This is a genomic window from Stenotrophomonas sp. YJH_SMC_80 (assembly GCF_059372495.1).
Map to the genome: position 1 here is coordinate 119,489 of NZ_JCAFVP010000006.1, position 11,875 is coordinate 131,363.

Here is an 11,875-nt window from a genome sequence, read left to right on the forward strand (position 1 = left end):
GGCGGCGCGTCCCTGCGCCACCGCGACCCCTACCTGATCGTCACCAGCTGCTTCAGCACGCCATCCAGGCCGCCGAACACGGTGAGCGTGTCGATCTTCTCGGTGACCTTCTCCAGTGCCTCCAGCTCCTTCAAGCGCATCAGCACCGGGTTGTCCTCGATCAGCTTTGCGGTGTTGAGCTGCGAACGCGTGGCGTTGGCCTCCTCGCGGCGACGGATCACGCTGGCCTGGGCCTGCTTTTCGGCCAGCACCACGCCGTTGAGGATCTCCTTCATCTCGCCCGGCAGGATCACGTCCTTGATGCCGACGCCGAGCAAGCGCACGCCGTGGCCTTCGATCGCCGCCTGCACATGCGCAGCGATCTCGCCGTCCAGTGCCGCCTTGTCACCCAGCAGCTCGTCCAGGCTGCGCGCGGCAATTGCCTGGCGCAGGCCGAACTGCAGCTGCCGATAGACGAACTCATCGGCATTGCTGAGCGTGCGGTGCGCACGCACCGGGTCGACCACCTGCACGGTCGCGGCCAGGTTCACCCGCAGGGTCACCTTGTCGCGGCTGAGCAGTTCCTGGCCGGACACGTCCAGTGAACGTGCACGCAGTTCCACACGCTCCACCGACACGTTGCCGTTGAAGTTCCAGAACGCGTGCAGGCCGGCGTCCAGCGTCTGCCGCAGCGTGCCATCGATGAACAGCAGGCCGACCGACTCGCTCGGCACCGTGTTGATCACCGCCACACGCGGCAGCACGCCCAATTGACCCAGCCGCTGCTGCACGTCGGCCGGAATGCGCGGCTGGTCACCCAACGCCATTACCTGCACCTGGGTATCGACCGAACCGCGCCAGTACAGACGGCGGCTGCCCGGCGGCAGCACTTCATCGATGCGGCCGTTGCGCAGCAACAGGCCGACCTCGCTGGCGCCGACGTTGGCCAGCACGAAGTGCGTGTCCAGCTGTGCGCCCAGCGCTTCGATCAGGCTGTCCTGGTCGCTGCCAGTGTAGGCCGCGCCCTTCGATGCAGTGTGGATGTCCACGTGCGGCCGGCCGCCGAACGGCGACAGGCGGTGCACGCCCGGCAGCAGGATCTGCTGGAAACGACGGTTGCGATACACCAGGCCGCGCTCGCCGTCGCCGATCACGACCTTGATGGTCCAGAACATGGGAGTCTCTCCTTGTATGGCTCTGGTGGTTCGACCCGTTGCGGATGAATCGCCATGACCCGGGTCGATCCGGTCGTGGCGAGGCTGCCTGCACATCACGTGCAGGCAGCGGAAGAGGGCGGCCATCGGCGGACGGTCCGCGCGCGGAGCCTTCGGTGCGCCGGCAGTGCTGCCATCGTCGTTCCCGGCAGGCAGCACCGGTGCGGAACGTGGCTGGCAGTGGCGGCGGGCCGGGGCCCGGCGTGCGGTCCGTTGCCTTCCACGTTCCTGCCCGAAGGCGATGTCGGTGGACGGCGACGATGGCCGCTGGGGCTTGCACCCCGGGTGTTGCTTCAAGTCATGACGTGACAGGTCATGTGGTTTGGAGTGGGAATCGAACCCACGACAGACGGATTACGGATCCGTTGCTCTGACCAAGCTGAGCTATCCAGTTGGGGACCGCGCGGAATCGAACCGCGTACCGGCGAACCGGCGCCTGCCTCCAGCAGGCGATCCAGGCGATGGCATGTCCGCGACCTCCGGCATACGCCACGGCAACGCCGCGCGCACCAGCCCGTGGATGAAACGGGACCGTTGGAGAATCGAGGGTGCAGGCCAACGACATTATCGCGAGCGATAATGTTTGGGTGCGATGCAGATAATGTCCAGGCGCTGCCAGTTGCGCGAAGTAAATCCTTCGGCGGGGTGGGAAAAGCCTGGGTCAGTGAGCGGCGGGTCGCCGCGCGGGGTGCAGTTCTGGCATCGCGGGTCCTTGTGTCGACGCAAACGAAAACGCCCCCGGGACTTGCGTTCCGAGGGCGTCGTCAGGCCTCGGAGATCGGGGTGGCCGATCTCCGCAGGGCGGGTATCAGGCCGTTGTCAGCTGGTCTTCCTTGCCGAACGCGCGCGCCGGCCCGTCCATGCGCAGGCATGGCAGCAGTTTGGCGATGGCGACGGAATGCGCGTTCAAGGGAAGTTTCCAGTGGTTGTTGAAACGAGGTGCGCACGATAAACCACGATTTAGTCGTGCGCAACCATTTTGTTCAATTATTTTCTGCAGTATGTGTGCAATGCCGGCCAGCGGCCGGCACTACCGGCCCTCACGCTTCCGCGCTGGCGGCATCCAGCTGCGCGACATCGTGCACGCTCAGCGACACGTTGGCCGCCGCCAGCAGATCGTGCAGCTGCTCGACGCTGGTGGCGCTGACGATCGGCGCGGTGATCGACGGCCGTGCGATCTGCCATGCCAGCGCGATCTGCGCGGCACTGGCGTTGTGCTTGCTGGCCACGTCATCCAGTGCCTGCAGGATGCGCAGGCCACGCGGATTCAGATAGCGCTTCACCACGTTCTCGCCACGCGCCGGGCTCTTGGCCGCATCGGCCGGCGTGCGGTACTTGCCGCTGAGGAAGCCACTGGCCAGCGCGTAGTAGCCGATCACGCCGATCTGTTCGCGCTGCACCAGCGGTTCCAGTTCCTTTTCGTAGCCGGCGCGGTCATACAGGTTGTACTCCGGCTGCAGGGTTTCGTAACGCGGCAGCTTGTAGTCGGTGGACACCTTCAGCGCATCGGCCAGGCGCGTGGCGCTGTAGTTGGAAGCACCGATCGCACGCACCTTGCCAGCTTCGATCAACCGGCCGAATGCAGCCAGGGTCGCTTCCAGCGGCGTCGACTCGTCATCCTCGTGGGCCTGGTACAGATCGATCACGTCGGTCTGCAGGCGGCGCAGCGAATCCTCGACCGCCGCATTGATGTTGTCCGGGGTCAGGCCGGGGCGTTCGGCCCACTTGGCCACCTTGGTCGCCAGCACCACCTTGTCGCGCTTGCCGCTGCGGGCAAACCACTTGCCGATCAGCGTTTCCGATTCGCCGCCGGCATTGCCCGGCACCCACGCCGAATACACATCGGCGGTGTCGACCAGGTTGAAGCCGGCGTCGACGAAGGCATCGAGCAGGGCGAAGCTGGCCTTCTCATCGGCGCTCCAGCCGAACACGTTGCCACCGAAGGCGAGCGGACGTACATGCAGGCCGGAACGGCCCAGTTCGCGGGTTGCCGTCATGGGCACGGACTCCTTGGGGGAAGTGTTCCAGAATAAAACGCGTAGTGTGACCGTGCTGCGGCGGCGACCACAAAACAGTGTTCCGCGATACGCACGCAGCTAACGTTTTGTGAACACCTGGGACGCCGCGGCTGCTAGTCTCGCCGCATCTTCCGCTGGAGTCGCTCCGATGATGCCTGCTTCGTCCCTGCGTGGTTGCCGCCTGCTGCTTGCTTCGGCCCTGTTTGCCGCTGTTCCCGCGTTCGCCGCACCGGCCACGGTGGCGCCGGCGAAGATCCAGGTGTCGCCGGCCATCGACGCGGCGGTGAAGGCACCCACCCGTGATGCCAACAACGTCAAGCGCGACGGCTTCCGCCACCCGGCGCAGACGCTGTCGTTCTTCAAAGTGACGCCGGAAAAGACCGTCATCGAGATCACCCCCGGCAACGGCTGGTACTCGGAGATCCTGGCGCCGCTGCTGCACGACAAGGGCCACTACGTTGCTGCGGTGGTCGATCCGATGGCGGTGCCCGAAGGCCGCGGCCGTGACTACCAGCAGCGCAGCCGCGACAGCCTGGAAAAGAAGTACGCCGGTGCGCCGGCACAGTTCGGCAAGACTGCCGTGGTCGCCTACGATCCGGCCAAGCCGGTGTTCGGCCCGGCCGGTTCAGCCGATGTGGTGCTGACCTTCCGCAACGTGCACAACTGGCGCAAGGCCGGCCAGGCGCAGGGCATGTTCCAGGGCTTCTTCAACGTGCTCAAGCCGGGCGGCGTGCTGGGCGTGGTCGAACATCGCGCCAAGGCCGACGTGGCCGACGAGGATGACACCGGCTATGTCGGCCAGCAGCAGGTGATCGCGATGGCCGAGGCCGCCGGCTTCAGGTTGGACGCGCGCAGCGAGGTCAACGCCAACCCGCGCGACACCAAGGACCACCCGAACGGCGTGTGGACGCTGCCGCCGACCAACCAGCACGACAAGGCCGATGATGCGAAGTACCAGGCGATCGGCGAAAGCGACCGCATGACCCTGCGCTTCATCAAGCCGTAAAGGGGGGGGGGGCAGGGCTGGCGCATGCTGACTCTGTAGAGCCGAGCCCATGCTCGGCTCATCGCGCGTAGCGCGGCGCATGGCTGGTCCCAAGGCCGGCCATGCGCCGGAATTCGATCGTATGCAAGGACATGGATAGTTGAAGAAGATTTTTTACATCGCTGTCGCGGTGCTGGTGCTGGGGCGGTTGATCGATTTCGTGTTCTACGGTGGTCATGCCCACGATCTGATGGCGACGGTAGGGTTTGCCGTCCTGTTTACGGGTGCCCTTCTGGAGGAACGTTCGCGCAAGGCCGACCCGCCGGCGGCAGACCTGCGGCGCCGGGCCAATGTCATCGCCGCGTGCGGCATCGCATTGGTCCTGGGTTCGTTCCTGCTGGAATGGAAGGTTTTCGGCTGAGCCCGCCGTGATCGCCGCGGCGGGAAAGGGCCGTCGAGCCTGCGCTCATCGCGTGCAGCGCGAGGTATGGCTGGCCCCCGGTCCGGCCATGTGCCGGAGCCCAATCGGATTCAAGGACATGGACCGTTGAAGAAGGTGCTGTACATCGTCATCGCGGTGCTGGTGCTGCCGCGGCTGTATGACTTCGTGTTCCACGGTGGGCATGCTTACGACCTGCTGGGAGCGACGGGTTTTGCGGTGCTGTTCTTTGGTGGCGTGCTGGACGAACAGGCCCGCATGACCTGCCCGCCCCCCGCGGCGCTGCGCCGCCGGGCCAATGTCGTTTCGGCATGCGGTTTCTTGCTGGTGCTGGGTTCGTTCCTGCTGCAGTGGAAGGTATTCGGCTGAGCCCTTCGTGTTCGTGGTCGCAGGAAAGAGCCGCCGGGCATGACCATGCCGGCCGTCCTGACCGGCACCCTGTGGTGCTACAACACCGGGGCGCCTGTACTTCGCGGCATGGGACAATGCCCCACCCGCCGACTGCCGTGCCCGCAATGCTGATCGCCTTCAACAAGCCCTTCAACGTGCTCTGCCAGTTCACCGACCGCAGCGTACCGCCGCGGCCGACGCTGGCCGGGTTCGGCCTGCCGCCGCGCGTGTATGCCGCCGGTCGCCTGGACCATGACAGCGAAGGCCTGCTGCTGCTGACGGATAACGGTACGCTGGCGCACAAGCTGACCGACCCCAGGCACAAGGCCGACAAGACCTACTGGGTGCAGGTGGAAGGCACGCCCAGCGATGAGCAGCTGCAACGGCTGCGCGATGGGGTGGAGCTGAATGACGGGCCGACCTTGCCGGCGAAGATCGAGCGCCTCGATCCGGCGCCGTCGCTGTGGACACGCCATCCGCCGGTGCGCTTCCGCAAGACCGTGCCTGACAGCTGGCTGGCGATCACGATCCGCGAGGGGCGCAACCGCCAGGTGCGGCGGATGACCGCGGCGGTGAACCTGCCGACGCTGCGGCTGGTCCGCGTGTCGATGGGACCCTACCGGCTGGACGACCTGCAGCCGGGGCAGTGGCGGCAGATTGGCTGAAATGAAAAGGCCGGAGCCCTTCCTGCGGAAGGACCCCGGCCCTGACAGTGGCCGAAGATCTCAGGCGTCGCTGCCGATATCGCTGTGCTCGTCCACCACGGTGCCGTTGCGGCGGTCGCGTGCGTTGATGCGCTGCGCCTGCCCATTCACCACGTGGCCATTGGCAGCCTTCTTCTTCTGCTGCTTGCGGTACAGCGCATAGCCGAGCAGGCCGACGCCGACGGCAGCCGCGGCAATGGTCACGGCCGGGTTGCGGCGGGCGAACTTGGTGGCGACCTTGCCGCCGGTCTTTACTGCGCCGAGGGCGGCGCCGGTCTTGATCCAGTCCGCGTTGCGCAGGCTGCCACCAGCGCTCTTCAGGCCATCGCCGGCGGTGTGGGCCAGCTCCAGGGCGCGCTCCAGAGCGCGGTCGGTGATTACAGTCAGCTTGCTCATGCGGGGGTCCTTTGCCTCGGGTCGAAGTCCAGTGTCGCGTGTTGCCCGTAAACGGTATGTCAGTCGGGGACGCAGGCGGTGTGACTTTAGCGTAGCCATTCAGGATCAGGCAGGGTGGGTCGGATCCCTTTCCGTTGGGAAACGGCTCTGACCCCAGCGCCACGCCTGGGGTCAGAGCCCATCGCGATGCAATGGGATCCGACCCCGCCCTTCAGGTTCCGCGCGGCTTGACCCGGTGCGTGGCCGTCGCCGTCCACGGATCATCCGGCCATGGGTGGCGCGGGTAACGGCCCTTCATCTCCTTTTTCACTTCGGCGTAGGTGCTTTGCCAGAAGTTGCGCAGGTCCTGGGTGACCTGCAGCGGGCGGCCACCGGGGGAGAGCAGGTGCAGGGTCAGCGGCACGCGGCCATCGGCGATGCGCGGCGTGTCGGCCAGGCCGAACAGTTCCTGCAGCTTCACCGCCAGCACCGGCGGCAGCGGATCGCCGCTCTCGCTGTCCAGCGCATAGGTGATCGGCCGCTCCAGTCCGGACGGCACGGTAATGCGGGTCGGCGCATGACGCTCGACCAGCTGCCGTTGTGACCACTCCAGTGGCGATTTCAGCGCTTCGCCAAAGCTGGATTCGTCCAGCGCATCCAGTCGCGTCTTGCCGGCGAACGCGGGCTGCAGCCACTGCGCACGGTTGGCCAGCAGGGCGTCGTCGCTGCAGTCGGGCAGGCCGAGCTCGGGCATCCAGCGGCGCAGCGATTCCACCCGTGCCTGCCACTGGCGCAGGCCTTCGGTCCACGGCAGCGCCTGCAGGCCGAGCTCGGCCACCGCATCGGTCAGCGCCTGCGCGGCGTGCTGCGGATCGACCCGGCCGGCCGAGCGGCTGTCCAACACGATCCGGTCGAAACGGGTCTCGCGCAGGGCCACCAGGGCGCGGCGCTCGCTGTCCCAGCGCACCACGTCTTCGGTGACGAAGCGCTCCGGCCACGTCCTGCGCAGCTGGCCTTCGTCCACCGGTGCGGCACGCAGCAGCAGCGCATCGCGTGCCTCAAAGCGAAGCTCGCGGGCCACCAGCCACGGTTCGCCACGCAGGTCGCTCAGCTCGTGCAGGCGCGCGCTGCGCCCATTGGCCAGCAGGTAACGCAGTGGATCGCTGGGATGCTGGAAGCCGATCCGATCAGGGAAGGCGTGAGCGAGCAGGTCGCCCAGCTCATGGGCCTCGATGCTGGCCGGCGGCGTGGCTTCGCAGCGCAGGCGGCGACGCCACTGCTTGGCGGCGGCATCGATGGCGGCCAGCCCGCTGCGGTTGGCATCGCCCGGTGTGCGGCCATTGCGGAACGCGGCCAGTGCGCGCCAGCGGCTCGCCAGCGCGTCACCGCCCTGGCGCAGCGGATCGCGCGCTTCCAGCAGCGCGGCCAGATCGGCGGCCAGTGCCTGCGAACGTGCATCGGGCGCGGCCAGCAGCATCGCCGCCATCCGTGGGTGCGTACCCAGCGCCAGTATGCGGCGGCCGAGTGCGGTGATCGCACCACTGCTGGACAATGCGCCCAACCGCTGCAGCAGTTCGCGGGCGGCGCCCATCGGGCCGGCAGGTGGCGGATCGAGGAAGCGCAGGTCGCTGCTGCCCCAGGCGGCCAGTTCGAGTGCCAGTCCGGCCAGTTCCACCTGGTCGATCTCGGCGCGGCGCTGCGGCTCCAACCGCTGCGACTGCGGCCACAGCCGCCAGGCCACGCCTTCGGCCACGCGACCGGCGCGACCGGCGCGCTGGTCGGCCGACGCCTGGGTGATGGACACCACGTCCAGCCGGGTGAAGCCGCTGTTGGGGTCGTAGCGCGGTTCGCGTGCCTGGCCGCTGTCGATCACCACGCGCACGCCGGGCAGGGTCACCGACGACTCGGCCACGTTGGTGGCCAGCACCACGCGGCGGCGGCCATCGCTGGCGGCCTGCAGCACGCGCGCCTGCTGTTCCACCGGCAGCTCACCATGCAGGGCCAGTACTTCGACGCCGGCATCCAGCGATTCCTGCAGGCCAGCCTGCACCCGCGCGATCTCGCGCTGGCCGGGCAGGAACACCAGCAGGTCACCGGGGTGATCGGCCAGGGCCTGCTGCACCGCGCGGCGCACCTGCAGTTCCAGCGTCTCATCGCGGCGCGCCGGGAAATGGCTGACCGTCACCGGGTAGCTGCGGCCCTCGCTGCTCAGCCGCGGCGCATCGAGGAAGCGTGCCAGGCGCTCGCCATCCAGCGTGGCCGACATCACTACCAGGCGCAGGTCATCGCGCAGCTGCGCCTGCACGTCCAGCGCCAGCGCCAGGCCGAGGTCACCGCTGAGATGGCGCTCGTGGAATTCGTCGAACAGGATCGCACCGACCTCTTCCAGCATCGGGTCGTCCTGCAGCATGCGGGTCAGGATGCCTTCGGTGACGACTTCAATGCGGGTGCGTGCCGAGACCTTGTTCTCGAAGCGGATGCGGTAGCCGACCGTGCCGCCGACCTCTTCGCCCAGCTGCCGTGCCATGAACAGCGCGGCGCTGCGTGCGGCGACCCGGCGCGGCTCCAGCAGGATGATTTTCCGGCCTTGCAGCCATGGCGCTTCGAGCAGGGCCAGTGGTACCTGGGTGGTCTTGCCGGCGCCGGGCGGGGCTTCCAGCACCAGCCGTGGCTGCACGGCCAGGTGCTGCTGGATCTGCGGCAGCAGCGGGGAAATCGGGAAGAGCGGGGCATTCATGGGCAAAGGATAAGGGGCCATGGCGGCCGCAGGTACAATGCGCGGGCACTTTTTCCCCCGCGATGACCATGCACCTGATCGATATCGGCGCCAACCTGACCCACGACTCCTTCGACCGCGACCGCGATGCCGTGCTGGACCGCGCACGGCAGGCCGGCGTGGTGCAGATGGTCATCACCGGTGCCAGCCGCGAGCACTCGCCGCTGGCCGTGCAGCTGGCGCAGCAGCACCCGGGCTTTCTGTATGCCACCGCCGGCGTGCACCCGCATCATGCGGTGGAGTACACCGAGGAATGTGATGCCGAGATGCGCGCGCTGCATGACCACCCGGAAGTGGTGGCGGTGGGCGAGTGCGGGCTGGACTACTTCCGTGACTTCTCGCCGCGCCCGGCGCAGCACCGTGCCTTCGAGCGCCAGTTGCAGCTGGCCGCGGACAATGGCAAGCCGCTGTTCCTGCACCAGCGCGACGCGCATGCCGATTTCATGGCACAGATGAAGAACTTCGAAGGTCGCATAGGCCCGGCGGTGGTGCATTGCTTCACCGGCGAACGCGACGAGCTGTTCGACTACCTGGACCAGGACTGGTACATCGGCATCACCGGCTGGCTGTGCGACGAGCGCCGTGGCGCGCACCTGCGCGAACTGGTGAAGAACATCCCGGCCAACCGCCTGATGATCGAGACCGATGCGCCCTACCTGCTGCCACGCACGCTGAAGCCGATGCCGAAGGACCGCCGCAACGAACCGATGTTCCTCTCGCACATCGTGGAAGAACTGGCGCGTGACCGTGGCGAGGACGTTGCAGTGACGGCGGCCAATGCGACTGCGGCGACGCGTGCGTTCTTCCGCCTGCCCGACGCGGGTTGATGGGAGTGCCGGTCGCTGGCCGGCAATCAACCGTGGTGCCGGCCAGCGGCCGGCACTACCGGAGCAGGTCGCGCAGGCCCTCACGGTAGCTGGGGAAGCGCGGCTGCCACGCCAGCGCTTCACGCGTGCCACGACTGTCGATGCGCTTGTTGCTCTCGTAGAAGCGCCGTAGCGTCGGGCTGAGTGCAGGGTCGTCCCATGCCACGGCAGGCGGCATCGCAAACCCGCCCAGCTTCGCGGCGAAGGCCAGCACATCCTGCGGTGGGGCCGGCTCGTCATCGCTGGGCAGGTATATCCCCTGCGCAACCGGTCGCTGCATCGCCGCGACGATCACTGCCGCAAGATCCTCTACGTGCAGGCGGTTGAACGCCAGGCCCGGCCGAATCACATGGCGGGCACGGCCCTGTGACAGCTGCAGCAACGCATTGCGCCCCGGCCCGTACAGGCCGGGCAGGCGGAACACCGCCGAAGCGATGCCACGTTCCTCTGCAAGCGCACGCCATTGCGCTTCGGCACGCAGGCGCTGCACGCCGGCTGCTTCGGTGGCATCGGCTGCGCTGTGCTCGTCAACCCAGCCGCCGGCCCGATCGGCATACACCGACGTGGACGACAGATAGCCCACCCAGCGCAGTGCCGGGCTGGCCCGCAGAGCCGGCAGCAGCAGGCGCAGTGCCGGGTCGCCCGCGGCATCTGGCGGCACGCTGCACAGCACGGCCTCGGCCTGCGCGACCTCATCGAGCAGGGCGGGCGACGGTGGGGAGTCAGCGTGCAGCTGATGCCGCAGCAGGCCATCGTCCGGCGCCGACGAGGGGTTACGCACCGTGCCGACGACGTGCACGCCCGGCGCCTGCAGATGCGGGGCCAGCACGCATCCGCTCCAGCCCATACCGAGGATCAGCACCCGCATAGGCAGCGCGCCGGCCTGCAACGGGAGGCTCACGCGCCGCGCAGTGCTTGGTAGGCCTGCAGGCTGCTGTAGGCGACCTGCAGCAACAGGGCTTCCTGATCGGCCTTGCGTGCACGCGCCAGCATGTCGCCGACGATCTGCTCGGCCTCGACCTGCTGGCCAGCCTCCAGGTCCCGCAACATCGATGCCTTCAATGCAGAGCCGGCCTGGGTGAGGGTGCCGCGCGCGGTGTCCTGCGCGGCATCGGGAATCGGCTCACCGGCAGCTTCGGCCACGGCCAGGCATTCGTCGTACAGGCCGCGCACGATCGCCTCGCCATCATCGGTGGCGACGATGGTGCCGATATCCGCACGCAGCAGGCAGGTCGCGGCGGCCAGCGCGGTCAGGAAGGTGTACTTGATCCACTGTTCCTGGCCGATGTGTTCGCTGGCCAGGTGATCAAGATGGGCCTGCGCGCAGGCGGCGGCGAAGGCACGTACGCGTGCGGACGCCGCGCCGCCATCGCGTTCGCCGAAGGTGAGCTTGGCCGGCTTGCCCAGATGCAGCACGGCGCCATCAGGTGCCTTGGTGGCGCTGATGAAGCACAGGCCGCCCAGCACCGCCTCGCGGCCGAAGCGCAGGTCCAGCGCGTTGTAGTGGTGCAGGCCGTTGAGGATCGGCAGCACGGTGGTGTTCGCGCCCACGGCTGGAGCAATGGCGTCGATCGAGCTGTCGAGGTCGTAGGCCTTGCAGCTGAGGATGACCAGATCGAACGGCTTCTGCGCGGCCAATGCGGGCAGCGCATCGGCGGTGACGTGCTGCACCGGGAAGCTGGCATCGCCGAGCGGGCTGCGGATGACCAGGCCATCGCGGTCCAGCTGTGTGGCGCGCGCGGGGCGCACGAGGAAGGTCACGTCCACGCCGGCCTGGGCCAGGCGACCACCGAAGTAACCGCCGGTACCGCCGGCGCCGAGGATCAGGATGCGCATTGCACGTTCACCGCTTTCTGGAGAATCAGATCTGCGATTGTGCCGGAGATTGCGGCCAACGGCGGAGCCCCTCGTGGTGGTTCGCGCAGTTGGTTTCATGAGCTGGGTCGTGTGCGATGGGTTCGCGGGGGACGCCGTGAACCCCGCTCCGCGGTCCGGCCCAGCCGCTGGCGGCTGTGCGTTCGGGCGCTTGCGAAGCAATGCTTCGCAAGCAAAGCGCCCTCACCCCTGGGGGCTTAGCCGCGCCATCCATGGCGCGGATACCCCCGCGAGCCCATCGCACACGACCCCTG

Annotated in this window: 11 protein-coding genes and 1 tRNA gene; 5 read left to right on the forward strand and 7 right to left on the reverse strand. The window is 67.8% G+C overall.

Annotated features, from left to right (window positions below):
• Window positions 1–29: 29 nt before the first annotated feature.
• The 3 genes from AC5P99_RS12385 to AC5P99_RS12395 all read right to left on the reverse strand — a co-directional run bounded on the left by AC5P99_RS12385 (window position 30) and on the right by AC5P99_RS12395 (window position 3,190).
• Complete coding sequence (locus AC5P99_RS12385; RefSeq protein ID WP_495213201.1) at window positions 30–1,154, reverse strand: slipin family protein; 1,125 nt, start codon at window positions 1,152–1,154, stop codon at window positions 30–32.
• Window positions 1,155–1,511: 357 nt separating this feature from the next.
• Window positions 1,512–1,585: transfer RNA gene (locus AC5P99_RS12390), tRNA-Thr, on the reverse strand.
• A 648-nt stretch (window positions 1,586–2,233) separates the two neighbouring features.
• Window positions 2,234–3,190: an aldo/keto reductase gene (locus AC5P99_RS12395; RefSeq protein WP_049397671.1), complete on the reverse strand. Its 957-nt coding sequence runs from the start codon at window positions 3,188–3,190 to the stop codon at window positions 2,234–2,236.
• Between the two features lie 169 nt (window positions 3,191–3,359).
• Between AC5P99_RS12395 and AC5P99_RS12400 the strand changes: the two genes are divergently transcribed.
• The 4 genes from AC5P99_RS12400 (at window position 3,360) to AC5P99_RS12415 (ending at window position 5,690) form a co-directional block, all read left to right on the forward strand.
• Window positions 3,360–4,217 (forward strand): class I SAM-dependent methyltransferase, encoded by an 858-nt coding sequence (locus AC5P99_RS12400; RefSeq protein ID WP_059035856.1) that lies wholly within the window; start codon window positions 3,360–3,362, stop codon window positions 4,215–4,217.
• A 139-nt stretch (window positions 4,218–4,356) separates the two neighbouring features.
• Window positions 4,357–4,617 carry a hypothetical protein gene (locus tag AC5P99_RS12405; protein ID WP_049451239.1) on the forward strand — a complete coding sequence of 87 codons (261 nt, stop codon included), beginning with the start codon at window positions 4,357–4,359 and terminating at the stop codon, window positions 4,615–4,617.
• A 135-nt stretch (window positions 4,618–4,752) separates the two neighbouring features.
• A complete protein-coding gene (locus tag AC5P99_RS12410; RefSeq protein WP_227832973.1) occupies window positions 4,753–5,004 on the forward strand; it encodes a hypothetical protein in 252 nt (83 codons plus the stop codon).
• 146 nt (window positions 5,005–5,150) lie between these two features.
• Window positions 5,151–5,690: a pseudouridine synthase gene (locus AC5P99_RS12415; RefSeq protein WP_049451241.1), complete on the forward strand. Its 540-nt coding sequence runs from the start codon at window positions 5,151–5,153 to the stop codon at window positions 5,688–5,690.
• 60 nt (window positions 5,691–5,750) lie between these two features.
• On the opposite strand, the gene AC5P99_RS12420 is transcribed toward AC5P99_RS12415, so the two are convergent.
• Window positions 5,751–6,125: a hypothetical protein gene (locus tag AC5P99_RS12420; RefSeq protein ID WP_149501393.1), complete on the reverse strand. Its 375-nt coding sequence runs from the start codon at window positions 6,123–6,125 to the stop codon at window positions 5,751–5,753.
• A gap of 211 nt (window positions 6,126–6,336) precedes the next feature.
• Entirely contained in the window at window positions 6,337–8,841 is a 2,505-nt protein-coding gene (gene hrpB, locus AC5P99_RS12425; RefSeq protein WP_495213202.1) for an ATP-dependent helicase HrpB, read from the reverse strand.
• A 68-nt stretch (window positions 8,842–8,909) separates the two neighbouring features.
• Here hrpB and AC5P99_RS12430 point away from each other — a divergent pair, with 68 nt between their 5' ends.
• A complete protein-coding gene (locus AC5P99_RS12430; RefSeq protein ID WP_043034484.1) occupies window positions 8,910–9,707 on the forward strand; it encodes a TatD family hydrolase in 798 nt (265 codons plus the stop codon).
• Window positions 9,708–9,762: 55 nt separating this feature from the next.
• Here the strand turns inward: AC5P99_RS12430 and AC5P99_RS12435 are convergent, their stop codons facing one another.
• Window positions 9,763–10,614 (reverse strand): NAD-dependent epimerase/dehydratase family protein, encoded by an 852-nt coding sequence (locus tag AC5P99_RS12435; protein ID WP_329757314.1) that lies wholly within the window; start codon window positions 10,612–10,614, stop codon window positions 9,763–9,765.
• A 29-nt stretch (window positions 10,615–10,643) separates the two neighbouring features.
• Window positions 10,644–11,582: a 2-dehydropantoate 2-reductase gene (gene panE / locus AC5P99_RS12440; protein WP_049451247.1), complete on the reverse strand. Its 939-nt coding sequence runs from the start codon at window positions 11,580–11,582 to the stop codon at window positions 10,644–10,646.
• Window positions 11,583–11,875 lie beyond the last annotated feature (293 nt).

Bases quoted from the DNA above. Each gene is read 5' to 3' on its own strand.
- AC5P99_RS12385 (WP_495213201.1), bottom strand. From the start codon at position 1,154: ATGTTCTGGACCATCAAGGTCGTGATCGGCGACGGCGAGCGCGGCCTG.
- AC5P99_RS12395 (WP_049397671.1), bottom strand. From the start codon at position 3,190: ATGACGGCAACCCGCGAACTGGGCCGTTCCGGCCTGCATGTACGTCCG.
- AC5P99_RS12400 (WP_059035856.1), top strand. From the start codon at position 3,360: ATGATGCCTGCTTCGTCCCTGCGTGGTTGCCGCCTGCTGCTTGCTTCG.
- AC5P99_RS12415 (WP_049451241.1), top strand. From the start codon at position 5,151: ATGCTGATCGCCTTCAACAAGCCCTTCAACGTGCTCTGCCAGTTCACC.
- AC5P99_RS12420 (WP_149501393.1), bottom strand. From the start codon at position 6,125: ATGAGCAAGCTGACTGTAATCACCGACCGCGCTCTGGAGCGCGCCCTG.
- hrpB (WP_495213202.1), bottom strand. From the start codon at position 8,841: ATGAATGCCCCGCTCTTCCCGATTTCCCCGCTGCTGCCGCAGATCCAG.
- AC5P99_RS12430 (WP_043034484.1), top strand. From the start codon at position 8,910: ATGCACCTGATCGATATCGGCGCCAACCTGACCCACGACTCCTTCGAC.
- AC5P99_RS12435 (WP_329757314.1), bottom strand. From the start codon at position 10,614: ATGCGGGTGCTGATCCTCGGTATGGGCTGGAGCGGATGCGTGCTGGCC.
- panE (WP_049451247.1), bottom strand. From the start codon at position 11,582: ATGCGCATCCTGATCCTCGGCGCCGGCGGTACCGGCGGTTACTTCGGT.